25 protein-coding genes are annotated in these 22,217 nt (G+C 73.1%); 15 read left to right on the top strand and 10 right to left on the bottom strand.

All coding sequences use genetic code 11. From position 1 onward, the window contains the following. Window positions 1-8 precede the first annotated feature (8 nt). Together J1G43_RS01765 and J1G43_RS01760 are read left to right on the top strand one after the other, a co-directional pair. Window positions 9-1,058, top strand: coding sequence for a magnesium and cobalt transport protein CorA (locus tag J1G43_RS01765; protein ID WP_307859444.1), 1,050 nt, complete (start codon window positions 9-11; stop codon window positions 1,056-1,058). A gap of 255 nt (window positions 1,059-1,313) precedes the next feature. Beyond that, complete coding sequence (locus J1G43_RS01760) at window positions 1,314-1,772, top strand: ricin-type beta-trefoil lectin domain protein (protein ID WP_207369746.1); 459 nt, start codon at window positions 1,314-1,316, stop codon at window positions 1,770-1,772. A gap of 386 nt (window positions 1,773-2,158) precedes the next feature. On the opposite strand, the gene J1G43_RS01755 is transcribed toward J1G43_RS01760, so the two are convergent. Continuing rightward, window positions 2,159-2,935 (bottom strand): bifunctional 2-polyprenyl-6-hydroxyphenol methylase/3-demethylubiquinol 3-O-methyltransferase UbiG, encoded by a 777-nt coding sequence (locus J1G43_RS01755; protein WP_207377824.1) that lies wholly within the window; start codon window positions 2,933-2,935, stop codon window positions 2,159-2,161. Window positions 2,936-3,073: 138 nt separating this feature from the next. Between J1G43_RS01755 and J1G43_RS19320 the strand changes: the two genes are divergently transcribed. From J1G43_RS19320 to J1G43_RS01720, 7 genes are all read left to right on the top strand, one after another. Next, window positions 3,074-3,502 carry an OsmC family protein gene (locus J1G43_RS19320; RefSeq protein ID WP_207377823.1) on the top strand — a complete coding sequence of 143 codons (429 nt, stop codon included), beginning with the start codon at window positions 3,074-3,076 and terminating at the stop codon, window positions 3,500-3,502. A 256-nt stretch (window positions 3,503-3,758) separates the two neighbouring features. Next, window positions 3,759-4,208: a DUF1801 domain-containing protein gene (locus J1G43_RS01745; RefSeq protein ID WP_207339981.1), complete on the top strand. Its 450-nt coding sequence runs from the start codon at window positions 3,759-3,761 to the stop codon at window positions 4,206-4,208. Between the two features lie 67 nt (window positions 4,209-4,275). After that, window positions 4,276-5,370 (top strand): sensor histidine kinase, encoded by a 1,095-nt coding sequence (locus J1G43_RS01740; RefSeq protein ID WP_307859443.1) that lies wholly within the window; start codon window positions 4,276-4,278, stop codon window positions 5,368-5,370. After that, the gene (locus tag J1G43_RS01735; protein WP_207339982.1) at window positions 5,367-6,005 is read left to right on the top strand and encodes a response regulator transcription factor; all 639 of its coding nucleotides are present in this window, start codon (window positions 5,367-5,369) and stop codon (window positions 6,003-6,005) included. Before J1G43_RS01740 ends, J1G43_RS01735 begins: the two co-directional genes overlap by 4 nt. Window positions 6,006-6,129: 124 nt before the next feature. Next, window positions 6,130-6,525, top strand: coding sequence for a hypothetical protein (locus J1G43_RS01730; RefSeq protein ID WP_207369741.1), 396 nt, complete (start codon window positions 6,130-6,132; stop codon window positions 6,523-6,525). Continuing rightward, the gene (locus J1G43_RS01725; RefSeq protein WP_207377822.1) at window positions 6,522-7,838 is read left to right on the top strand and encodes a DJ-1/PfpI family protein; all 1,317 of its coding nucleotides are present in this window, start codon (window positions 6,522-6,524) and stop codon (window positions 7,836-7,838) included. Before J1G43_RS01730 ends, J1G43_RS01725 begins: the two co-directional genes overlap by 4 nt. 416 nt (window positions 7,839-8,254) lie before the next feature. Beyond that, window positions 8,255-9,871 carry an alpha/beta hydrolase gene (locus tag J1G43_RS01720; protein ID WP_207369739.1) on the top strand — a complete coding sequence of 539 codons (1,617 nt, stop codon included), beginning with the start codon at window positions 8,255-8,257 and terminating at the stop codon, window positions 9,869-9,871. Between the two features lie 43 nt (window positions 9,872-9,914). On the opposite strand, the gene J1G43_RS01715 is transcribed toward J1G43_RS01720, so the two are convergent. Both J1G43_RS01715 and J1G43_RS01710 read right to left on the bottom strand, forming a co-directional pair. Further along, on the bottom strand, window positions 9,915-10,646 hold the full coding sequence (locus J1G43_RS01715) for a hypothetical protein (protein ID WP_207369738.1): 732 nt from the start codon (window positions 10,644-10,646) through the stop codon (window positions 9,915-9,917). A gap of 13 nt (window positions 10,647-10,659) precedes the next feature. Further along, window positions 10,660-10,947, bottom strand: coding sequence for a metalloregulator ArsR/SmtB family transcription factor (locus J1G43_RS01710; RefSeq protein WP_207339987.1), 288 nt, complete (start codon window positions 10,945-10,947; stop codon window positions 10,660-10,662). Between the two features lie 189 nt (window positions 10,948-11,136). Here J1G43_RS01710 and J1G43_RS01705 point away from each other — a divergent pair, with 189 nt between their 5' ends. Continuing rightward, window positions 11,137-11,994, top strand: coding sequence for an NAD(P)-dependent oxidoreductase (locus tag J1G43_RS01705; protein ID WP_207369737.1), 858 nt, complete (start codon window positions 11,137-11,139; stop codon window positions 11,992-11,994). A 36-nt stretch (window positions 11,995-12,030) separates the two neighbouring features. On the opposite strand, the gene J1G43_RS01700 is transcribed toward J1G43_RS01705, so the two are convergent. Then, on the bottom strand, window positions 12,031-12,789 hold the full coding sequence (locus J1G43_RS01700) for a hypothetical protein (RefSeq protein ID WP_207339989.1): 759 nt from the start codon (window positions 12,787-12,789) through the stop codon (window positions 12,031-12,033). A gap of 52 nt (window positions 12,790-12,841) precedes the next feature. Here J1G43_RS01700 and J1G43_RS01695 point away from each other — a divergent pair, with 52 nt between their 5' ends. Beyond that, window positions 12,842-13,609, top strand: a complete 768-nt coding sequence (locus J1G43_RS01695; protein ID WP_207369736.1) for a phosphotransferase — start codon at window positions 12,842-12,844, stop codon at window positions 13,607-13,609. Between the two features lie 134 nt (window positions 13,610-13,743). After that, window positions 13,744-14,358 carry an HAD family phosphatase gene (locus J1G43_RS01690; protein WP_207369735.1) on the top strand — a complete coding sequence of 205 codons (615 nt, stop codon included), beginning with the start codon at window positions 13,744-13,746 and terminating at the stop codon, window positions 14,356-14,358. 272 nt (window positions 14,359-14,630) lie between these two features. Here J1G43_RS01690 and J1G43_RS01685 read toward each other — a convergent pair whose 3' ends face one another. The 6 genes from J1G43_RS01685 to J1G43_RS01660 form a co-directional block, all read right to left on the bottom strand. Continuing rightward, entirely contained in the window at window positions 14,631-15,200 is a 570-nt protein-coding gene (locus J1G43_RS01685) for a dTDP-4-dehydrorhamnose 3,5-epimerase (RefSeq protein ID WP_307859442.1), read from the bottom strand. Window positions 15,201-15,523: 323 nt separating this feature from the next. Next, a complete protein-coding gene (locus J1G43_RS01680; RefSeq protein WP_207339992.1) occupies window positions 15,524-16,123 on the bottom strand; it encodes a hypothetical protein in 600 nt (199 codons plus the stop codon). Beyond that, window positions 16,120-18,234 (bottom strand): DUF6571 family protein, encoded by a 2,115-nt coding sequence (locus J1G43_RS01675; RefSeq protein WP_207377821.1) that lies wholly within the window; start codon window positions 18,232-18,234, stop codon window positions 16,120-16,122. Before J1G43_RS01675 ends, J1G43_RS01680 begins: the two co-directional genes overlap by 4 nt. A 12-nt stretch (window positions 18,235-18,246) precedes the next feature. After that, a complete protein-coding gene (locus tag J1G43_RS01670) occupies window positions 18,247-18,537 on the bottom strand; it encodes a hypothetical protein (protein ID WP_207377820.1) in 291 nt (96 codons plus the stop codon). Between the two features lie 291 nt (window positions 18,538-18,828). Beyond that, window positions 18,829-19,422: a hypothetical protein gene (locus J1G43_RS01665; protein ID WP_207369732.1), complete on the bottom strand. Its 594-nt coding sequence runs from the start codon at window positions 19,420-19,422 to the stop codon at window positions 18,829-18,831. 10 nt (window positions 19,423-19,432) lie between these two features. After that, window positions 19,433-19,603, bottom strand: coding sequence for a hypothetical protein (locus J1G43_RS01660; RefSeq protein WP_207377819.1), 171 nt, complete (start codon window positions 19,601-19,603; stop codon window positions 19,433-19,435). Between the two features lie 262 nt (window positions 19,604-19,865). Here J1G43_RS01660 and J1G43_RS01655 point away from each other — a divergent pair, with 262 nt between their 5' ends. The 3 genes from J1G43_RS01655 to J1G43_RS01645 are packed head-to-tail and all read left to right on the top strand — an operon-like array spanning window position 19,866 to window position 22,200. Beyond that, window positions 19,866-20,984 (top strand): alcohol dehydrogenase catalytic domain-containing protein, encoded by a 1,119-nt coding sequence (locus J1G43_RS01655; RefSeq protein WP_207339997.1) that lies wholly within the window; start codon window positions 19,866-19,868, stop codon window positions 20,982-20,984. Continuing rightward, window positions 20,981-21,742 (top strand): 3-oxoacyl-ACP reductase FabG, encoded by a 762-nt coding sequence (gene fabG, locus J1G43_RS01650; protein WP_207369729.1) that lies wholly within the window; start codon window positions 20,981-20,983, stop codon window positions 21,740-21,742. The genes J1G43_RS01655 and fabG overlap by 4 nt, the downstream gene beginning before the upstream one ends. Beyond that, entirely contained in the window at window positions 21,739-22,200 is a 462-nt protein-coding gene (locus tag J1G43_RS01645) for a MaoC family dehydratase (protein WP_207339999.1), read from the top strand. The genes fabG and J1G43_RS01645 overlap by 4 nt, the downstream gene beginning before the upstream one ends. Window positions 22,201-22,217 lie beyond the last annotated feature (17 nt).

Below are 22,217 nucleotides of genomic sequence, written 5' to 3'. Positions count from 1 at the left end.
AGCCGCACGTGGACGTGGACGGTGGCGCGGACAACGCCGAAGGCGTGGTGGACGCGGACCGCGTCGTCGTCGACTGCGGGCTCTACGTCGACGGCCGGCGCGCACCGGGCCGCCTGCCGCTGGGGCGCGCCGGCGACGTGGCGCGCGAGAGCGGCGGCTTCGTCTGGCTGGGGCTCGAGGGGCCGACGGTCGCGGACGTCGCGGCGGTGGCGGGCGAGTTCGGGCTGCCGGCGCTCGCGGTCGAGGACGCGGTCAAGGCCCACCAGCGCCCGAAGCTCGAGGTGTACGGCGACGTGGTGTTCGTCGTGCTCAAGCCCGTGCGCTACGTCGACCACAACGAGGTCGTGGACGTCGGGGAGATCGCGCTGTTCCTCGGTCAGCACTTCGTCGTCACCGTGCGGCACGGGCAGGGTGACGTGCTGCGGCGCGTGCGCGAGGAGCTGGACCGCGGCGAGGGCCCCGCGGCCGGATTCGGGCCGGCCGGCGTGCTCTACCGGGCGGCGGACCTCGTCGTCGACGGCTACGAGTCGGCGCTGGGCGAGATCGACGTGGACGTGGACGACATCGAGGCGCGCGTGTTCGGGCCGGGGCAGGTCAACCACGCGGAGCGCATCTACAAGCTCAAGCAGGAGGCGGCGGAGGTGCGCCGGGCGGTGCTGCCACTCGGCCGTCCGCTGCAGCGGCTCGTCGACGGCGACGTCCCCCACGTGCCGCCGACGTCCGCCCCCTACTTCCGCGACGTGCAGGACCACCTGCTGCGGGCCGCGGACGCGGTGGAGGCGGTCGAGCGCCAGCTCGGCGACGTGCTGCAGGCCAACACCGCCCGCGTGACGGTGGCGCAGAGCGAGGTCGCGCTGCGCCAGAACGGCGACATGCGCAAGATCTCCGCGTGGGCGGCCATCGCCCTGGTCCCCACGGCGATCGCCGGTGTGTACGGCATGAACTTCGAGTTCATCCCCGAGCTGCGGTGGCGGTACGGGTACTTCCTCGTGCTGGGGGTCATCGCTGCGGTGTGCGTCGGGCTCCACCGGTTGTTCCGCCGCAACGGCTGGCTCTGAGGGGTTCCGGGTGACGTCCTCGACGTCGACACGGGCGTGAGGCCCCGAGCATGCTCCTGCGCGCGCAGCCGCCGGATCGGTGGGAGATCGCCTGACTGACCGGCGGGGCAGGGGCCGATTCTCAAAGGGCCCTGAGTCTCGACGAGCACACTGGGTAGTGCAAAGTTCCACTACCTCCAGAGATCGACGTCACCGCCGACGTCGTCAGGCGCCGGCGCGACCGTCCGAACTCAGCTCGCGAGAAGGAGCCCGACGATGGCGCGGAAGATCATCTCGACCCTGGCGGCATCCGCCCTGCTGGCCCTGAGCCTGCTCGGCGCGGCACAGCCGGCGCAGGCCGCGGCTCCCGGCGGTGAGCTGCGCAACAAGGACACCGGACTGTGCGTCGACCGCCGGGAGCACCCCGAGCGTCCGGTGGCGGCGTTCACCACGAGGTGCAACGGCTCCGCCACCCAGCGCTGGGTCTACTCGGCGTCGGACCAGACGATCCGCACCCCGGACGGCAGGTGCCTGGCCACCGGCAGCACCTCCGGGATCTTCGTCACCGCCTGCGACAGCGGCCTGCTGGTGCGCTGGGGACAGACGAGCGACGGCCGCATCCACCAGCTCGACTGGGGCATCGGCTGCATCGAGGACTTCCGCACGGTCACGCTCACCTGGGGCGCCTGCACCAACAGCCCCAACGAGGTCTGGTCGTCGCTGGCGACCGTCTGACCCCCTGGAGGTGGGAGCGTGCGGTACCGGTGATCTAGTCGTCGCGGACCAGACGCTCCCACCCCTCCGGCACGGCAACGGCCGCCCACCGCGGGTCGGGCAGCCACGCGTCCCAGTCGGCGTCGAACGGCCAGCCCGCGTCCCGCGCGTGCTGCAGCAGCCGGGCGCCGACCCCGCGGACGTGCCGGGCCTGCAGGTCGGTCGCTGCGCAGCACGACGGGTGCGCCGCGCTCGAACGGTGGCGGCTCGGGCACGGGCGGCAGCGGGACCTCGTCGTGGACCACCGGCCGACGGTACCGGGCGGGCGACCGCCCCGAGCGTGCCACGGGCCCTCCCCCGCGCCGTCGCACGGATCTGCGCGCCACGCCCGCACCCCGACGTGCCCGTCAGGGCAGCGGACCGGTGCGCGACGGCGTGCGCTCCTCGTCGAGGAGCCGGTACACCGACACGTGCGACGTCGACCCGGCGGTGAACGCGGCTCCGCTCCAGTCCGCGTGCCGGCTCTCCAGCCCGAACCCGGCGAGCTGACCCATGAGGTCGAGCTCCGCGGGCCACACGTACCGGTGAGGGCTGCGGAACAGCTGCGCGTCGCTGCCCTCACCGAACCGGACGTGGTGGGACACCAGACGCTGCTCGAGCACGTCGTACGTGTCGATACCCAGGTACCCGGGCTCCTCGTGCCACACCGTCGCCCCCACGCCGGGCGGGAGCACCCGCAGCTGCGGCACCCACAGCTCGATGACGAACCGCCCACCGGGTGCCAGGTGGCGTGCGGCGTTGCGGAAGCACTCGACCTGCTCGGCCTGCGTGAGCAGGTTGGAGATGGTGTTGAACACGAGGTAGACGAGCGAGAACCGGCCCGGCGCCCGGACCGTCGTCATGTCGCCCATCACCACCGGGATCGTCGCCTCGTCGACCTTCGTGCGGAGCACGTCGACCATCGGCTGCGACAGCTCGATGCCCGTCACGGGCACCCCTCGCCCGGCCAGCGGCACGGCGACCCGGCCGGTGCCGATCGCCAGCTCGAGCGCGGCACCGCCGTCCGCGAGCGCGACGAGCCTGTCGACCGTCGGCCCGAGCACCTCGGGCGCGAACATGCCGGTGCCGGGGGTGTCGTAGCGCCGTGCGGTGTCGGCGTCCCAGATCTGCTGCTCGTCTGCCACACGTCGACCGTGGCACCGGTCGACGACGCACGTCCACGGGTTTGTCCGTACAGGTCGGCGGGCGGCTCTGGACGGGCGGTAGCGCACGCACGAGACTCGACGGACCGGACCGGTCCACGAGGCAGGAGGGCGGACGACGTGGAGTACACCGCCTCGATCCGCAGCACGCCCGGCACCCACCAGGTCACCGTCACCGCCGGTGGACAGGGCCGGGCGCTCGACCTCCCCGCGCGCAGCGGCGCGCCGGGTTCGGCCGTCAGCGGCGGCGAGCTCCTCTTCCTGGCCCTCGCGACGTGCGCCACCAACGACGTCTACCGCGAGGCCGCCGCCCGGTCCCTCCCCGTGGTCGCGGTGGACGTCGAGGTCGCGGGGTGGTTCGACGCTCCCGGTGCGCGTGCGCGGGACGTGTCGTATCGCGTCTCGGTCGTCTCGCCGGCCCCCGAGGAGCAGGTGCGCGAGCTCGTCGCCCACGTCGACGCGATCGCCGAGGTGCACGGCACGCTGCGTACCGGCACCACGGTGAGCCTCGACGAGGTCCGGGTCAGCAGGCCGCCGGAACCGTCCTGACGCGGTCAGCTCCCCGGAGATCGGCGACGGCACGGCCGGTTCGACGGGCTGCCGGACGCCCGTTCGCCGGGGACCCCTGGGCGCTGCCGACCAGGGACGACGCAGCGGACCACGTGCAGTCCTCCGCGGAGCACCTGGTCGCGCCGCCGGATCACAACCCCACCACGCGATCCGGTCAGCAATCGAGAAGTGCCCGCACCCCGTCGTCCCTACGGTGGAAGCACCACGAACCGGACGAGGACGGGAGCGGGACGACATGACCACCACCGACGGCACGGCCGAGGGCTTCACCGCGCAGGAGCGCGCCGCCATCAAGGAGCGGGCGGCGGAGCTGAGGAAGGAGAAGACCCGCGGGCGCGGCAACAAGAAGGCCGCCGACGAGCTCGACGTCCTCGCCAAGATCCAGGACATGAGCGACGCGGACCGCCCCGTCGCCGAGCGCATCCACGCGATCGTCACGACGACGGCCCCCGACCTGGCACCCAAGCTCTGGTACGGGCAGCCGGCCTACGCGCGCAACGGCAAGGTCGTGTGCTTCTTCCGCAGCGGCGACGTCGACAAGGAGCGCTACTCGACGTTCGGGTTCACCACCGAAGCGGACCTCGACGACGACGCCGGCGCCTGGCCGACGTCGTTCGCGGTCAGCAGGCTCACGCCCGAGGCCGAGGCCACGCTCACGGCGCTGGTGGCGCGGGTCGCCGTCTGACCGGGCCTGCCTGACACCCAGCGTCGCGTCATTGACCGGCGACACCTCCTCCTGCACAGTGAATCGGGTGAACCGGGCGCTCGCCGTTCTCACCGTGGTCGCCTACCTGACGCTGCCGCTCGGGTCCGCGAGCTCCGCGGAGCTCGCGCCCACGCTGCTGGTGGGTCTCGCGTACTCCGCGCTCGCGATCGTGGGATTCCGCTTCGTCGAGGGGCGTCCTGTCGGGTGGGCGGCCGGGTACGTCGGCGTGCAGCTGGTGCTCGGCTTCGCGGTCTTCTCCCTGTCCGGTGCCGCGGTGGGCGCCGTGCTGCTCCTGGTGGTCCTGGTCGCGCAGTCGGTCCTGCTGCTGCCGCTGCCGGCGGCGATCGGCGTGGCCGTCGTCGTCCCGCTCGTCCACCTCGGCATGCAGTGGCCGCGCGTGCTCGGCGAGGCCCTGAGCACCCTGGCGGTCAGCACGTTCACGGTGGTCGTGACCGAGCTGCTGGTGCGGGAGCAGCGGGCCAGGGTCGAGCTGGCGGCCGCGCACGAGCGGTTGCGCGGGTACGCCGCGCAGGCCGAGCAGCTGGCCACCACCCAGGAACGCAACCGCCTGGCGCGCGACATCCACGACGGTGTCGGCCACCACCTGACGGTCGTGCGCATGCTGCTCGAGGCGGCGCGCGCCGTCATCCCCACCGCAGACCCCGACCGCCTCGACGCCATGCTGGCGCAGGCGCAGGACCAGTCGGGGCGTGCCCTCGCCGAGGTCCGGCGGTCGGTGGCGGCGCTGCGCGAGCACCGTCCCGTCCTCGCGGACGCCTTGCGGACGCTCGCCGCCGAGGCGACGGAGGCCGGCGTCCTGACCGAGCTGGACGTCCGGGGCACGGCCCGTCCGCTGCGCGCCGACGTGGACGAGTCCCTCTTCCGCGCGGCCCAGGAGGGTCTGACGAACGTCAGGAAGCACGCGGCCGCCACGCGCACCGCGGTCGTGCTGGACTTCCGCGACGAGGACCACGTCCGGCTCGAGGTGCGCGACGACGGACGCGGCCTCGCGGAGGAGCCGGCCGACGGTTTCGGGCTCGCCGGGCTCCGCGAGCGCATGGCCAACGTCGGGGGGCGCCTGTCCCTGGGCTCGACCCCGACCGAGGGCGTCACGACCCTCGTCGTCGAGGTGCCCGGGTGACGATCCGCGTGCTGCTGGCCGACGACCAGGCCCTCTTCCGTGAGGCGCTCACGACCCTGCTGGAGGTGCAGCCGGGGATCCAGGTCGTCGGTGAGGCGGCGGACGGCGAGGAGGCCGTCCGCGCGAGCGCCGCGGCGCGACCCGACGTGGTCCTCATGGACCTGCGGATGCCGGTGCTCGACGGCATCGCCGCCACGGCCCGGCTGCGCACCGAGCAGCCCGACGTGCGGGTGATCGCGCTGACGACGTTCGACGACGACGAGGACGTCCTCGCCGCGCTGCGGGCCGGTGCGGTCGGCTACCTCCTCAAGGACGTGAGCGCGGCACGTCTCGTCGAGGCGCTCGTCGCAGCCGCTCGCGGGGAGACCGTGCTGCAGCCGTCGGTGGTGGCGCAGGTCGTCGCGCGGGTGGTGCGGATCCCCGCGGACGCGGAGCCGTCGACGCACCCGCTCTCCGAGCGGGAGGTCGCGCTGGTGCGGCTGCTGGCCGACGGGCGCAGCAACCGTGAGATCGCCGGCGCCCTGTACCTCGCCGAGGGGACCGTGAAGAACCTCGTCAGCAGCGTGCTGTCCAAGCTCGAGGTGCGCGACCGCACGCAGGCGGCCCTGCGGGCCCGGGACCTCGGCATCCTCTGACCGTCGCCGGTCGCCGGGGTCACTCCCGGAGGGTGACCCGCGGCATGACGATCGGCACCTGACGCGGCCGTGCGGTCGGCCGAGGCTGTCGTGTGTCCGCACGTCGGATCCACGAGGAGTCGAGATGAACCACGAAGAGCACGGCATCGCCCGCCACCCGGCGCGGCGGTTCACGCGGCACGCGGTGGAGATGGTGGCCGCGATGGTGGCGGGCATGGTCCTGCTGGAGCCCGTCTGGTCGTTCGCCTGGCCGGGCCTGCGCGAGAGCACCACCGCGCAGACGCTGGTGATGGCGACGAACATGTCGATCGGCATGGCGGTGTGGATGCGGGTCCGGGGGCACGGGGCGGCCTCCGTCGCCGAGATGGCCGCCGCGATGTACCTGCCTCTCCTGCTGCTGCTGCCGTTCAGCCTGGCCGGGACCGTGACCGCCATGCAGCTGATGACGGCCGGGCACGTGCTGATGCTGGCCGCGATGCTCGCCGTGATGCTGCGGCGCCGTCACGAGTACGGGTGGTGAGCCCGGTGCGCGCGTTCCTCAAGGTCGTCCTGCTCGTGCTCGCAGCGCTGGCGCTCCCGGCGGCGCTGGGCGCCCCGACGGTCGTCCACGCCGTCACCGGCCTCAACGCCCCGCGGACCGACGCCGTGTCCCCGACCCCGGCGCCGGTCGCGTACGACCCGACCAGACCGACCGTGGCCGTCGTGGTCGGGGACGCGGGCGCCGTCGCGTCCGACGTCCTGGCCCCGTACGAGATCCTCGCCGGCACGGGTGCGTTCAACGTCTACACCGTGGCGCCCGCGAGCCACCCGGTGCCACTCACCGGCGGGCTCGACCTCGTCCCGGACCTCACGTTCGCCGGGCTCGAGAACCTCCTGGGTGGTCCGGCGGACCTCGTGGTCGTGCCCGCGATGCCCGACGTCGGCCGCCCTACGACGAAGCCCGTCACGGCATGGCTCACCACCCAGGCGGACGAGGGCTCGATCATCCTCAGCGTCTGCAACGGAGCCGCCGTGGTCGCCTCGGCCGGACTGCTCGACGGCCACCGCGCCACGGCGCACTGGCTGCGCCTCGACGAGTGGGCCGGCACCTACCCCGGCGTCGACTGGGTCGCCGGGACCCGGTACGTGGACGACGGTGCGGTCATCAGCACGGCCGGCGTCCTGTCGGGGATCGACGGCACCCTGCACGTCGTGCAGCGGCTGGTCGGAGCGGACGCCGCGGTGCGCGCCGCACGGGCGATCGGCTGGCCGTACGAGGCGTCGAGCGGCCCGCCGCGGATGGCGCGGGCGCGGCTCGCACCCTCCGACGCCGTCGTCGCGTTCCGCACCGGCTTCGGCTGGGACCGTCCGCGCATCGGCGTCCAGATCACCGACGGGGTCGGCGAGGTCGAGGTCGCCTCGGTGTTCGACACGTACGCGCAGTCGCTGGCCGCGGACACGGTCGCCGTGGGCGACGGGCCGGTGACGTCGCGCCACGGGCTGACGTTCGTGCCGCGCACCGCGTCGGTCGCCGGGCTCGACCGACTCGTCGTCCCGGGCACGACCGAGCACCGCACCGTCCCCGGGATCGACGCCGTGCACCCCCACGAGCGGCCCGGCTTCGCGTACGACGCCGTGCTGCAGGACCTGGCACGGACGACCGACGTGGCCACCGCACGGTGGACGGCGAAGGTCCTCGAGTACCCCCTCGACGGACTGTCGCTCGAGGGCCCGTCCTGGCCGTGGGCGCTGACGCTGCGAGCGCTCGCGCTCGGAATGCTCGGCGTGCTGCTCGCGCTCGGTGCGCTCGGCCTCGTGGGCCGCAGGACGCGCGCCGCGCGCGGCGCACGGTGAAGTGGTGCGCAGCGACGGACTCGTCCGCCCTCGGGCGCCCTGCGTCCGGTGGCCACGGGGGAGCTCACCGCGATGCGCGCAGAGCTCGACGAGGCGTTGACGAACGCGCGCCTGTACACCGCCGAGCACGGCTGACGGGAGCCCTGCACGGCCGACGGCGGCCGACGCGCTGCTGGCGGGCCGTCCGGGCCGGTGCGATGCTCGGGTGACGGCGTGCGCGGCCCCGTCCGGGACGTGACGTCACCGCCCCGGGGGAGGCGCGCATGGCGCAGCGTCCGGGCGTGACCACTCCCCCGTCCCGGTCCGTCCCGGCGGCGCCACGGGCCTCCCCGACAGGCGGCCCGCGCCAGGCCGGCACGGACCCGTCGCGGCGCCCCCGGCGACGTCTCCGACCGCCGCACCCGGCGGGGCTCGCGATGGGGACGCTCTTCGCCGTGGTCGCGATGACGCCGTCCCTGCTGCCGCGCGACTGGCTCTACCAGGGGCTCGTGTCGGGGATCTCCGGCGCGCTGGGGTACGGGGTCGGCGTGGCGCTCGCCCGGGTCCTGCGGCTCGTGCCCGCATGGCGCCGGCTCGTGGCCACGACGCGCGGACGGGTCCCGACGGCACTCGCGTCCCGGCAGCTGCCGGCCGTCGTCGCGCTCTCCGCCGCCGCCGTGGTCGCCATGCTCGTCGTGGGTGCCGGTTGGCAGAGGGCGATGACGGCGGCCGTCGGCATGCCGCCGCCCTCGACCCTCGACTGGCTGCGGGCCGGGCCGCTCCTCGTGCTCATCGCCGTCGTGCTCGTCCTGGCGGCGCGCGGGGTGTGGTGGGTGAGCCGCCGCGTCGACGCACTCCTGGAGCGGCGGCTGCACTGGCCCCACGCGGTGGCGTCCGTGGTGGCGACCGTGCTCGTCCTCGGCGGGGTCGTGCTCGTCAACGACGTGCTGCTGCACCGCGCGCTCGGCGCGGCGGACGCCGCGTTCGCCGCACGCAACGCCGATGACCACCCGGGTGTGGAACGCCCGTCGGCGGCCGAGCGCTCCGGCGCGGCGGGATCGCTCGTGGCCTGGGAGTCCCTCGGCCGCGAGGGGCGCCGCTTCGTCGCCGGTGGCCCGAGCACCGACGACCTGCAGACTGCCGTGCCGGACGCCGCACCGGCGACGCCCGTCCGCGTCTACGTCGGCATCGAGAACGCCGGCACCGCTGGTGAGCGCGCCGCGCTGGCGGTCGAGGAGCTCGAGCGCACCGGCGCGTTCGAGCGGCAGGTCCTGCTGCTGGTGACGACGACCGGGAGCGGGTGGGTCAACGAGGCCGCGGTCGCGCCGCTCGAGCTGATGTACGCCGGGGACACCGCGGCGGTCGCCACCCAGTACTCGTACCTGCCGAGCTGGCTGTCCTTCCTCGTCGACCGCTCCCGGGCCGGCCAGGAGTCGCGTGCCCTGACCGCGGCCGTCGAGGAGCACCTCGCCGGGATGCCCGCGGACGAGCGCCCGCTGCTGCTCGCCTACGGCGAGAGCCTCGGCTCGTACGGCAGCGAGACGGCGTACAGCTCCCTGGCCGACATCCGCGAGCGCACCGACGGGGTGCTGTGGGCGGGCCCCCCGGACGCGAACCCCGTCTGGCACGCCCTGGTCGAGCGGCGGGATCCCGGGACGCCCGCCGTGGCACCCGTCTACGCGAGCGGTCTGTTCGTCCGCTTCGCCGGCGACGCCGCGCAGATCACCACGCCGACGACGCCGTGGGAGCCGCCGCGGGCCCTGTACCTGCAGCACGCCGACGACCCGGTCGTGTGGTGGAGCCCCGACGTGGTCCTGTCCGCGCCCGACCGGCTGCGCGAGCGACCCGTCGGCACCGACCGCCCGACGATGCGGTGGTTCCCCGTGGTGACGTTCTGGCAGCTGACGTTCGACCTGCTCAACGCGAAGTCGGTGCCCGACGGGTACGGGCACAACTACGACGGGCTGGTCCTCGACGGGTGGGTGGGCGTGGTGCCGCCCGACGGGTGGACGGTCACGGACACGGAGCGGGTGCGCGCGGTGCTCACGCGGTGAGGGGTGCCGGGGTCCGCCACGAGCCTCGTGCCTGGCCGCTGTGTCAGGCGCGGGTCGAGCGGATCGCGGTGCGCAGCACGACGACGCCGGTGACGACCCCCATGGCCACGACGGCGAGCACCGAGACGCCCAGGGACACCGTCGGGTCGACGAACGCGAGCACGAGCGCGAGCAGGCCGAGCACGACGACGACGGCCCCGGCGCGGCGCTGCCCGCGACGCGCGGCCATGAGCAGACGGTCGAGCGTCGGGCGCTCGTCGAGGAGCATCGCGCGCGACGCCGCGGCGTCCGGCACGGGCACCTTGGGCAGGGCGTTGCCGATCACGATCGCGACCAGCGCGAGGACCGCCGCCACGACCACACGACCCGTGCGCTCGTCGCCGCTCGCGAAGCTCAGGAAGAACACGTGCAGGGCGACGACGACGGGCGTGAGGATGGACAGTGCGGTGTCGACCGAGCGACGGTCCGTCTCTGCGGTGCGCCACAGCGGGATGGAGGCCGCCTTGGCGACGCGCACGCGGGCACGCTGGGCGAGCAGCAGGACTCCGCCGATGCCGAGCAGCACCAGCGGCAGCAGCGCGACCAGCACGAGCTTCGGGACGTGGGCGTCGGCACCGTCCTGCCCGCCACCCTCGAGCGTCAGGACCCAGGGCAGCCGGCCCCAGACGTACGCCGACAGACCCGCCATGGCCACCAGGCCCACCGCCGCGACGGTGACTCCTCGGGTCGGGAAGGTGCGGTCCGGGGCGCCGGCCGTGGTCGTCTCGTGATGCATGTGGTCCCCCTGCTCACTCGGTGGGTGGTGCCGCGCGGCCGACGCCGAGCGACTGGAGGAAGGCGGCGAACGCGGACTCGACGACGGACGCGTTCGCGCTGTACCGGATCGTGGTCCCGCGGCGCTCGGCGAGCACGAGGTCCGCCTCGCGCAGGATGCGCAGGTGCCCGGACAGCGTCGGTCCGGGGACGTCGAGCACGTCGGCGAGCTCGCCGGCGAGCATCCAGTCCCGTCGGGCCAGCTCACGCAGCACCGCGCGCCGCGTGGGGTGCGACAACGCAGCGAACACGCCGTCCGCCATGGATTCCTCCGTATTTCGTGAGATACCAAATTAGCGCCATACGGCACATCTCGCCAGCCCCGACCGGTCCGCGTGGGACCGGACGTCCCCTGCCCGGCCGTGATCAGATGTCGGCATGACGCCGCACGCCCCCACCCTGTCGCCGGCCCCGGAGCCGTCACTGCCGCCGTCGCACGCCCGGACCGACGCATGAGCCGCGTCGTCGTGACCGGCGGGAGCGGGAAGCTCGGGCGCGCTGTCGTGGAGCACCTGGCGACGCACGGGTACGACGTGGTCAACGTCGACACCGCTCCCCCACCGGAGGGCCAGAGGGCGCTCTTCACCCGGGTCGACCTCACGGACCTCGGCCAGGTGACCGAGGCGTTCACCGGCATCGACGACCGGTACGACGGCGTCGACGCGGTGGTCCACCTCGCGGCCATCCCCGCGCCGGGCCTGCGCCCGAGCGGTGCGACGTTCGCGAACAACGTCGTCGCCACCCACCACGTCTTCAGCGCCGCCCGCCGCGCAGGCATCAAGAACGTCGTCTGGGCCTCCAGCGAGACCGTCCTCGGCCTGCCCTTCGACACTCCCCCGCCGTACGTCCCGGTCGACGAGGAGTACGCCGTCCGCCCGGAGAGCACCTACTCGCTCGGCAAGGCGGTCGAGGAGGAGATGGCCCGGCACTTCACGCGGTGGGACCCGGACCTCAAGCTGATCGGCCTGCGGTTCTCCAACGTGATGGACGTCGCCGACTACGCCGCGTTCCCGGGCTTCGCGGCCGATCCGCGCAGCCGGATCTGGAACCTGTGGGGCTACATCGACGCCCGCGACGGCGCCCTCGCGGTCCGGCTCGCGCTCGAGAGCGACCTGCGTGGATTCGAGGCGTTCATCATCGCGTCGCCCGACACGGTGCTGGAGCGGCCGTCGGCCGAGCTGGTCGCCGAGTACTTCCCGGACGTCCCCGTCAGCCGCCCGATCGAGGGCCGCGAGACGCTCCTGTCCATCGACAAGGCCCGTCGCCTGCTGGCGTACGACCCGCAGCACACGTGGCGCGACGAGGTCTGAGGCGCGGCGTGAGGCACGCCGCGCCCGGGCGTCGTCTCACGGGAAGACCGGGCGGTCGATCCCGTACGCCTGCTCGAGCGTGAGCTCGTGCCAGGACGGGTCACGCGGGTCGGTCCGCTCGATGAGGAATGCCTCGCCGCCCGGCGTGTAGAAGCCCGGGTCCGTCGGGCGCAAGCCGAACCACTCGGCGACCTCGAGGAGGTGCCCATGAGTGAACCGGTCACGGATGCGCCGCGCGGTGTGGTCCGTGGGGTCGGGGAACGGCAGCGGGGTGGGGGGCACCGCGACCTCCCACCGCCCGGACTCGGTCGTCCGGACGCCGACGGTCCCCCCGTCGGGCTCGTCCGGGTGCTCGAGCGAGGGGACGTAGGCGGTCACCTTCCGCTCACCCCACCACCCGCGGTCGGTCCGAGCGCTGTAGGTGTGAGGGGCCTCGCTCACGGCGACGGTGCGCAGGCCGTTCGCAGCCAGCGCCCAGGGCGTCAGCTGCACCTCAGTGCCCATCCAGTCGTTCTCGACGAACGCGGACCACCCGTTGGCCGTCGGCATGACGAGGCACTTGCTCGGCACCGCCGTCGCGAGCGGCAGCATCGCCGCCAGCGCGTCCTCGAGCGTCCCGCCGATCCGCGACACAACAGGGACGCATCCCGTGTCCCGCATGATGACTGCCCCGCGCCACGCCATCCAGGTCTCGACGAACTCCTCGGCCTCCTGATCGACGAAGATGATCGACCTGGTCAGGGGCAGCCAACGACCGCCGAGCAGCAGCTCATCGTGCACAGGTCGTGGCGCCATCCCCGAACCGTCTCACTCGCACGTCCCCGCCCGGCAATGGGACGATCGCGTCATGGGCCTCGAGGAGCAGCGCGACGTCGCAGCGCAGGAGCTGGACGGCGGCAACGTCAACACCGTGGTGCGTGTCGGTGACACCGTCCGGCGGACGGCCGGCCCGTGGACGCCGGCCGTGCACGCACTGCTCGCGTGGGTCCGGGAGCGTGGCGTCACGTGCGTACCGGCGCCGCTCGGCCTCGACGACGACGGTCGGGAGATCCTCAGCTGGATGCCCGGCGAGGTCGTCGGATGGCCCGTCCCGGACTGGCTGTGGACAGCGCAGACCCGCGCGCAGGCCGGAGCGATGCTGCGCACCGTCCACGACGCGACCGTCGGGTTCGACCTCAGCGATCGCGTCTGGCGCTCCCCGACGCACCACCCCGTCGAGGTGGTGTGCCTGAACGACGTCGCGCCGTACAACATGGTCTTCGACGGGACGGACCTGATCGGGCTGATCGACGTCGACATGGCCTCGCCCGGCCCTCGGGCGTGGGACCTCGCGTACCTCGCGTACCGGCTGTGCGGCTGGTGCGAGGACATGCGGGCACCGGACGACGCCACCCCGCTGGACCGCCTCGCGCACCTGCTGTCGAGCTACGGGCAGGACGCCGCTCCGCCGATCGGGGACGTCCTGACGACCATGGTCACCCGGCTGCACGACCTGGCGGACTGGACCGACGAGCACGCACGCGCCGCCGACCGGCCCGACCTGCACGACCACGCCGCGATGTACCGGCGCGACGCGGCGCGACTGCTCGAGCAGCAGGCGAGCCGGGACGGGTGATCGGACGAGTCGGCCCCCGGTCCGCAGAACCCTGGACGTCACGGCAGGCCGCCCGGCCAGGACCTCGTCGCCGGAACGACGACTCATCTGCGAGGCCCCGGGGAGACTGTTCGCATGGGCCACACGGTTGTCACATGATCAAGGTCGTCCTGTTCGATCTGGACGGGGTCATCCGGCACTTCGACGAGCATGCCGTGGCCGAGATCGAGGCATCCCACTTCCTCGCGCCGGGATCCATCGCCGCGTTCGCGTTCTCGGAACCCCACCTCACCGACGTCACCACCGGCCGCATCACCCGAGCACAGTGGGTGAGACGCATCGGCGACCACGTCGAGAACCACGTCGCAGCTGGCGCGTGGGCCACCGCCCCGTCGCACATCGACGACGAGGTGGTGCAGCTGGCGACCGAGCTCCGGTCGCTCGGCCTGACGACGGCGATCCTGACCAACGGCACCGACACGATCCCCGCCGAGCTGCGTGCGCTCGATCTCCCTCCCACCTTCGGCACGGTCTTCAACTCCGCCGAGATCGGCCGTGCCAAGCCAGATCCTGCCGTCTTCCACCACGTTCTCGGGGCCCTGGGGGTCGACGCCAACGAGGTGTTCTTCATCGACGACACGCCCAGGAACCTCACCGCAGCGGCCGACCTCGGGATCGTCACGCACCGCTTCGTGGACGTCCCTCGACTTCGAGCGGCGCTCGTGGAGGTCGGCATCGTGACGACGAGTTCCTCGTCCTCCTCGGGCTGAACGCGGCGCCCGACCTCTCGGGCGTGTGCGCCCGGATCGGGCACGACAGCAGCGCCCACCACGACGACGGCAGCAGCGAGACGGGCGGTTTCGCGTGTGGGTCGACGTGGGAGTCACGACCGGCCCGGTCACCCCGTGCGTCACGATGCCGGTACAGGACTGACGCGCCCCGCGTCCGACCCGCGTGCACGGTTCGCCGACGCACGATGCTCGGCCGGCATCGAGTGGCCGGGGGCGGGTCACGCCGGGCCACGCCACACGAGCGCCGGTCCTCAGCGCTCCGGCGCGGTCCACACCGGGGCGTCGCGGTCCTTCGTCGAGATCTGCGCCGGGTCGTCCGGATCCACGGGGATCGTCCACTCGATGCGCAGGTCGGGGCTCAGCGGGGTGTAGGCCGTGCCCGGCATCCCGGGCCGCCACTCGTCGTCGAAGCAGTAGAGGTACTGGGTCTCGTCGGACAACGACTGGAAGCCGTTGCCGACACCGCGCGGCACGAAGACCTGTGTGCCCTTCTCCAAGGTGCACGTGTGCACCGCGCCGTACGTCGGCGACCCCTCCCGGGTATCGAGGTAGATCCCCATCGCTCGCCCCGAGACGACCCCGACGAGCTTGTTCATCGCCTCGGCGTGCAGACCGCGGACCGCCCCTCGGCGGGTCTCCGTCACGTTGATCTGAAGCCAGGGACCGTCGACCAGGGACCGGAGCTCGTCCTGTTGCCAGATGGAGGTCCGGAAGAACTCGCGAACCGTCCCGCGCGCATCCCCTGCCTGCTTCATCCGGATCACGAGCAGGCCGTCGATGCCGGTCTCGTCCGCCACGATCTTTTCATCATCGATGCTCACAGCGCGCGTCCTTCACGTCAGAGGGGGGTAGGCGAGCAGTCACGCGCTCAGAGCAGACGTCGTTCCACCCGTACCGGTCGCGACCAGCGCCCCCGTCGCAAGGACGGTGATCCACGCCGTGTACGACTCGGACGTCGTGTCGAGGACCGGAGGGTCCAACCCCGGAGGGGTCTGCTGCAGGATCGGTTGACACCAGGTGAGTGGTGATCATGCCGCAAGAGGCGTTCTGGGCGGTGAAGACGAGCTCGAACTCGGCCGGGGTGAGCCTGCCCAGGGCGCGCTGGCGTCGACGACGGTTGTAGGTCCGCCCCCGGGCCACCGCGTCAGTCCAGCGGGTCGGGTCGCTCCAGCCCGTACGACTGCGCCACCTGGAACGTCATGGCCAGCAGGTCGTCCGCCCCTGCACGCCATGACGCGGTCTGGGTGAGGTAGACGTAGATCATCGTGTCGCCCCAGAAGACGCGTGAGTGGGGCGCCTGCTTGAGGTTCTGGTTGGGGGTCGCGGTGACGCCCCAGGCGGCGCCGTCGGCCACGTCGGGGTCGAACCGTATGTCCGGCACCCGCACCGCGGACGGCTCGTCGCCGTCGATCGCTGCACGTACCTGCTGCGCCTCGACGTCGTCCAGCTCGTACATCTCCACGACCACGAGCTCGCCGTCAGCGTCGTCGCTGAACGCCTCGCACCTTCCGGTGCCTGCGCCGTCACGGACGACGATCTGGTCGTCGGACCGTCCCACCGAGAGGCCTGTGGCGAGCTCGACGTCGCCGACGGCGACCCCGCACACCACCGGCTCATCAGCGGCAGCGGCCGACGAGACGGGCCCGGGTGAGGCGGTGTCCGTGGGGCTCGGCCCCCCGGTGCACCCGGCCAGGGCGAGCGCCCCTGCGACAGCGACCACGACGGCCCGCTGGTGACTGGTCACGTGATGTTCCCCCACGCCGACCCGTAGGGGTCGATCACCGTGTTCTGCAGCAACGCCCCATTGGAAAGGTTCGCGACCCACGCCCCGTAGTCCTCCGACGACGTGTCGAAGCGGGGTGGGTCCGCGCCGACAACCTTGGCGGTGTCCGGTGGTTCCGTGTAGAGCGGGGCTTTCGCATCCACGTTGGCCGCGGCGAACGCTGGCTCCTCAAGGTAGCCCGACTGCAGCAACGCGTTCAGGACGCTCTCGACGGCGGTTCGCGGAACCTCCTTGTCGAGCACCTGGTACGTCTTCACCTGCTCGGAGGCGTCGATCGTCCCGGCTCCGCTGATCGCCTCGCCCACCGCCTTGTCGAACAGCCACTGCACGTTCTTGTTGTCGCTGACGTCCGGGATCATCGGAAGGCTTGAGGCGAGGCCGAGGGCGTCGGCGAACGCCGCCTGGCGCGCCTCGCGCAGCTCCTTGTCGTCCTGCGCGCCCGCGTAGCCCTGCTGGACCGTCCACGACAGCGCTTCGGACGACCTCAGCAGGGTGTTGGAGATCCGGGGGATGTCCCGTCGGCCGGTGATCAGGTCGACGGGCGCTTCGGGGTGGATCGCCAACGTCTGGTCCAGGGCGGTCGTCAGACGCAGGTTCGACGCGACGGCCAGCCCCGCCATCACCACGTCGACGTGTGCCCGGTCCTCGCCGAGCGTCTTCAGCACAGGCGCCAGCAGGTCCTGGTCGAACACCGCCCCGTACGCCTGGCCCGGACCGTAGAGCAGGTCGGACGTCCCGTCGTTCATCGCGCGGCGGTCCAGGACGGCACCGTCGGACAGGTCGCTGCCCTCCACGGCGACGGCCTCGTACAGGTCCATGCCGTAGGTCGCCAGCATCGTGGCGACCGTCGGGCGCAGGCTCTCCGGCAGCTGCCATCCCGGTTCAGCCGGCCAGAGGAAGACCTCGCCGCGGGCGTCGTGCCCGGTGTGCGCGCCGATGAGCGCGATCGTCTGCGTCGTCAGATGGGCGGACGTGCGGCCGGTGCTCTCCCGGTCGCGCAGCGTCATGGTCGCTGCCTCCAGCACCTGGGAGAACGCGCGCCCGGGGACACGGTCGAACTCCCAGGTGCGGTTCTCGACGAGGTGCTTCAGCCGCGAGGAGACACGGAGCTTCCCGTCGCCCAGCTGCACCATCTCCTGCTCGCCGGTCACGAACACCCGCTGCGCCGCACCGGGATCCTTCGCCAGGCCCGCCAGCAGCGTGGACAGCGGGTCACGCACCTTGCGCCCGACAGCGTCGTACACCCCGGGGCCGTCGGTCGGGTTCGACATCTGGTTGCCGCGTGACAACCACATGTCCTCCACGTCCGGCCGTGTCCGCTCGTCGTCGATCACCGCACCGGTGACCTCCACGAGGAAGTCGGAGTCCCACCGGCCGGACGTGACCAGCAGCGCCAGGGCGTTCGCGTGGTCCGGCGCCGCCACCGCGTCGGGGTACACGGCTCGGTTCACCTCGGAGGTGATCTGCCGTACCCACTGCTGCGCGTAGCCCGACGGCAGCGCCAGGTCGCCGGTGGCGCGCGTCGCGGTGCCCATCGTGCGCGCGAGCGCGACCACGGTCCGCGCGTACCAGGCGTCGTCCTGGGACGTGCCGGTGCGTGCGTACGACAGCTGCTTCACGGCCTCGGCGAGCTCGCCCACGGTCAGGCTCCTGGCCAGCGCGGAGGCGAAGTACGGGTCGTCGCGGTACGACTCCAGGAGGTCGATGAGGTCCTCGTCGAGCGGCCCGTCCACCTCGCGCAGGGCATGAGCCACCCGGTGGGCCACGTTCTGCGCGTGCTCGGGATCGGTGGTCGAGACCAGCGCCTCGTCGAGCATGACGGTCCCGGCCGGCCAGGACGCCTCCTGCCCCTCGAGGGCCTGCGCGAGCGCCAGGCGGCGGCGCACCCCGGGAAGCTCACCGCGGGCCCAGGCCACCGGCCCGTCCAGCGTCCACGTCCCCGACGAGTCGAGACCCAGACGGTCGAGCTCCGTGCGCAGGAGGTCCCGCGCCCGCAGCACCGTCTCGATGCCCTCCTCGAGCCCTCGCACGACGTCCGCCATCCCGGCGACGTCGATCCGCACCTCAGCCACGGTGGTCGCCTGTCATGAAGGCCGTGCCCTGCGGTCGTCACGCGGCACCAGGGCCGGCTCCCGACGGTGACGGAGCTCCATGTCGTCCACGCAGCCACCCGCCGACACCGTCGCCGAGTGCTGCGCCTCGACGCAGCCGTCGTAGAAGGTCTGCGCCAGCGGGCTGTCCCACGCCCCGGCCGCCATCGCCCGGTCGACCCGTGCGAACGCCCGACCGACCAGCTCGGCCTGCCGGTGAGCCCTCGGCAGCGCCCGTCCCAGCCGCTCGCGGTACCGGTTCGGCACCTGATCATCCTCGGGCACTCGACCTCCATGGCTGATCGGAACCGGGACACTCTACGGGGACAGAACGCCCGTTGTGGGTGCCTTTGGCACAGGATCCGACAGGCGATCCTTCTCATCGATTCCCACCGGCCCATCCAGCTCCCGAGAACTCGTGTCGCCCGACTCGCCCGTCCACGTCCCGCAGGGCCAAGCGTCGTAGTCGATGCGGGCGAGCTGTCGAGATACGGCGAAGACTGGCCGCTGGTGTGCGGCCCACTTCGAACGGCAGGGCATCCTAAGGACGCCACTCACGATCCACGACGCCGAGAGTCAGGACAGGACGTCCTTGACGCTCAGGTCACCGCTCGCACCCGGGTACCGCGAGAGGTCGACAGCCCACAGCCCTTGAGGAGTGATCGACCACGCCCCGTGGTCCAGCGCCCAGTGCCACCACCGGACCCGCTCGACCATCGTCAGATGGGGCGTCTGCCCCAGGCCGGCGTCAGGAGTCCACATCGCCGTGGTGGACGCTTGCGTCCGGCAGTCGAACACCAGCGGGTGCTGGTAGCCGAGGACCGGCACGAACTGCGGGCGGAAGATGACGTCAGCGAGGTCCTCGTCGTCGGCCAGGCCCCAGTCGATGGCGTCTTGCGCCCACGTCCGTGCCAGCTCGAGAGCAGTCCGGAGCGGCGGGAACTCCCGGTACGGCGCCAGCGCAGGTGACCGTGCGGCGGCGTCCTCGCCGTCGTGCCACGCCCAGACGGCACGGGCGTCTTCAGGGAGCCTGAGGTCGTGCTCGGCGGCGAGGGCGTCGATGTCGTCCAGAGGGAGTCCTGGGCGCAGGTAGGTCACTCCCCGCGCGCCGAGGTCACGCAGGCGCTGTTCCCATGCGGTCAGCGCGTGCGTGACCTCGGCGGCGGACATGGCGATCTCCTCAGTCGTCGCCCTCGACGACGGCCCTGCCGAGCGAGCCGACGACGGACCGCGCGGACGTGGACCTGCCGGTACCGCCCTGGCCGTCCACCCCGACGAGGACGGGTTGGCGGTCGACAGCGGAGACGAGGGCGCGCAGGGTCTCGGCGGCGAAGTCGGCGGTGCTGGTCAACGTCGTCCTCCCGGTCAGGATCGGTCGCCGGTGGCCTGGATGTGGTGGAGATGGCGCTACTCACCGCCGCCGCGTGCCGGCTCGAGGCGAGACCGCTCATGGTGCCGAACTGAGGTCCCTTCAGCAACGCATCTGACCCCGACCGGGACGCTGACCGCTCGTTCACGACGTACGTGCGGTGCAGGGCGACATACCTACCGGTCGGTACGGAGAACCCGGTAGGTTGAGACCAGAGGTCGGCGGCGTCGGCAGGAGGTCACGCATGGAGATCGTCGGGGCGGTCCTCGAACGGTCGGGCAGCCCGGCTCCCTTCGCCGAGTCGCGACCGTTCACGGTCTCGCGGCTCGAGCTCGACGACCCCGGCCCGGGCGAGGTGCTCGTGCGCATCGAGGCCGCGGGCGTGTGCCACTCCGACCTGTCCGTCGTCGACGGCAACCGCGTCCGTCCCACGCCGATGCTGCTCGGGCACGAGGCCGCCGGGATCGTCACCGCGCTCGGCACCGGTGTGACGGACCTGTCGCGGGGCGACCGCGTCGTCCTCACCTTCCTGCCCCGGTGCGGCGACTGCGCCGGCTGCGCCGCCGACGGACGGCTCCCCTGCGTGCCCGGCAGCGCCGCGAACGCCGCCGGGACCCTCGTCGGCGGCGGCACCCGGCTGCACCGCGACGGCGCACCCGTGCACCACCACCTCGGCGTCTCGGGGTTCGCGTCGCACGCCGTCGTCAGCCGCACCTCGCTCGTGCGCGTCGACCCCGACGTCCCTCCGCAGGTCGCGGCCCTGCTCGGCTGCGCGGTGCTCACCGGCGGCGGTGCGGTCGTCAACGCCGGCCGACCGCGGCCCGGTGAGCCCGTGGTCGTGGTCGGGCTCGGCGGCGTCGGGATGGCCGCGCTGCTCGTCGCCGTCGCGCTCGGGCACGACGTGACCGGCGTCGACACGGTGCCGGACAAGCTCGCCACGGCGCGGGACCTCGGGGCGAGCGTCGCGTGCACGCCCGCCGAGGTCGTCGAGCGCGGGCTGCGCGCCCCCGTGGTCGTCGAGGCCGCCGGCTCCGCGCGCGCGCTCGAGACCGCGTTCGCGGCGACCGCGCCCGGCGGGACGACCGTCACCGTCGGGCTCCCCTCCCCCGCCGCGCGGGCCTCGCTCTCCCCCCTGACGCTGACCGCGGAGGCCCGCACGGTCGTCGGCTCCTACCTCGGCTCCGCAGTGCCCGAGCGTGACGTGCCCCGGTACGTCGACCTGTGGCGCTCCGGCCGGCTGCCCCTCGAACGGCTCGTGTCCTCGCACATCGCGCTCGACGACCTCGACTCCGCCATGGACCGCCTCGCGGCCGGTGGCGAGCTCCGCCAGCTCCTGACCTTCGACGAAGGGACCACCCCGTGACGACAGCGCGCACCACGACAGCCCTCGTGACCGGCGCCGCCCGCGGCATCGGCGCCGCGACCGCCCGTCGGCTCGCCGCCGACGGCCACCAGGTCGCCGTGCTCGACCTGCGCGAGGCCGACGCCGAGGCGACCGCCGCCGCGATCCGCGAGGCGGGTGGCACCGCGCTGGCCGTGGGCGCCGACGTGGCGGACGAGGACGCGGTCGCCGCCGCGGTCGCGCGCGTCGCGGACGAGCTCGGGCCGCCGACCGTCCTGGTCAACAACGCGGGGATCCTGCGCGACAACCTGCTGTTCAAGATGTCGGTCGACGACTGGGACGCCGTCCTGTCGGTCCACCTGCGCGGCGCGTTCCTCGTGAGCCGTGCGGTCCAGCAGCACCAGGTCGCCGCCCGCTGGGGGCGAGTGGTCAACCTGTCGAGCACGTCGGCGCTCGGCAACCGCGGCCAGGCGAACTACGCCGCCGCCAAGGCCGGCATGCAGGGGTTCACCAAGACGCTCGCGATCGAGCTCGGGCCGTTCGGCGTCACCGTGAACGCCGTCGCGCCCGGCTTCATCGAGACCGACATGATGCGCGCCGTCGCCGAACGGACCGGTATGGCGTACGACGACCTGATGGCCGCCGCGGCCAAGGAGGTCCCGGTGCGCCGGGTCGGCCGGCCCGACGACGTCGCCGCAGCCGTCTCGTTCTTCTGCTCCGAGGACGCCTCCTACGTGTCCGGGCAGGTGCTCTACGTCGCCGGAGGGCCGCGCGCATGACCGCCATCACCGTGAGCTCGCCCGAGGACCTCGGCACCGCCGTCGGGCAGTCCGCCACCGGGGAGTGGCGGGTCGTCGACCAGGACCGCATCGACCTGTTCGCCGACGCGACCGACGACCACCAGTGGATCCACGTCGACCCCGCGCGCGCCGCCGCCGAGTCGCCGTTCGGCGGGCCCGTCGCGCACGGCTTCCTCACGCTCGCGCTGGTCCCCGCGCTCACCGCCGGGCTGCTCGACGTCGGCGGGACCGCGATGGTCGTCAACTACGGGCTCGACCGCGTGCGCTTCCTCCAGCCCGTGCTCGCGGGGTCCCGCGTGCGGGCGACCACGGTGGTCGAGGGCGCCGAGCCGACCGCGCAGGGCGTGCGCGTGTCGTCGACCGTGACCGTCGAGATCGAGGGTGCGCCGCGCCCGGCGCTCGTCGCGCGGACCATCGCGCTGTTCGTGCCGGCCTGAGCGACGGCTGCAGGCCC

The organism is Cellulomonas sp. zg-ZUI22, from assembly GCF_017353535.1.
Classification (GTDB): domain Bacteria; phylum Actinomycetota; class Actinomycetes; order Actinomycetales; family Cellulomonadaceae; genus Cellulomonas; species Cellulomonas wangleii.
The sequence above is the reverse complement of the archived record's forward strand: the minus strand, read 5'-3'. Positions and strand labels throughout refer to the sequence as shown.

Excerpts from the sequence above, each read along its gene's own strand:
- J1G43_RS01760 (WP_207369746.1), top strand. The coding sequence starts at position 1,314 with ATGGCGCGGAAGATCATCTCGACCCTGGCGGCATCCGCCCTGCTGGCC.
- J1G43_RS01745 (WP_207339981.1), top strand. The coding sequence starts at position 3,759 with ATGACCACCACCGACGGCACGGCCGAGGGCTTCACCGCGCAGGAGCGC.
- J1G43_RS01730 (WP_207369741.1), top strand. The coding sequence starts at position 6,130 with ATGAACCACGAAGAGCACGGCATCGCCCGCCACCCGGCGCGGCGGTTC.
- J1G43_RS01720 (WP_207369739.1), top strand. The coding sequence starts at position 8,255 with ATGGGGACGCTCTTCGCCGTGGTCGCGATGACGCCGTCCCTGCTGCCG.
- J1G43_RS01715 (WP_207369738.1), bottom strand. The coding sequence starts at position 10,646 with ATGCATCACGAGACGACCACGGCCGGCGCCCCGGACCGCACCTTCCCG.
- J1G43_RS01710 (WP_207339987.1), bottom strand. The coding sequence starts at position 10,947 with ATGGCGGACGGCGTGTTCGCTGCGTTGTCGCACCCCACGCGGCGCGCG.
- J1G43_RS01705 (WP_207369737.1), top strand. The coding sequence starts at position 11,137 with ATGAGCCGCGTCGTCGTGACCGGCGGGAGCGGGAAGCTCGGGCGCGCT.
- J1G43_RS01700 (WP_207339989.1), bottom strand. The coding sequence starts at position 12,789 with ATGGCGCCACGACCTGTGCACGATGAGCTGCTGCTCGGCGGTCGTTGG.
- J1G43_RS01695 (WP_207369736.1), top strand. The coding sequence starts at position 12,842 with ATGGGCCTCGAGGAGCAGCGCGACGTCGCAGCGCAGGAGCTGGACGGC.
- J1G43_RS01690 (WP_207369735.1), top strand. The coding sequence starts at position 13,744 with ATGATCAAGGTCGTCCTGTTCGATCTGGACGGGGTCATCCGGCACTTC.
- J1G43_RS01665 (WP_207369732.1), bottom strand. The coding sequence starts at position 19,422 with ATGTCCGCCGCCGAGGTCACGCACGCGCTGACCGCATGGGAACAGCGC.
- J1G43_RS01655 (WP_207339997.1), top strand. The coding sequence starts at position 19,866 with ATGGAGATCGTCGGGGCGGTCCTCGAACGGTCGGGCAGCCCGGCTCCC.
- J1G43_RS01645 (WP_207339999.1), top strand. The coding sequence starts at position 21,739 with ATGACCGCCATCACCGTGAGCTCGCCCGAGGACCTCGGCACCGCCGTC.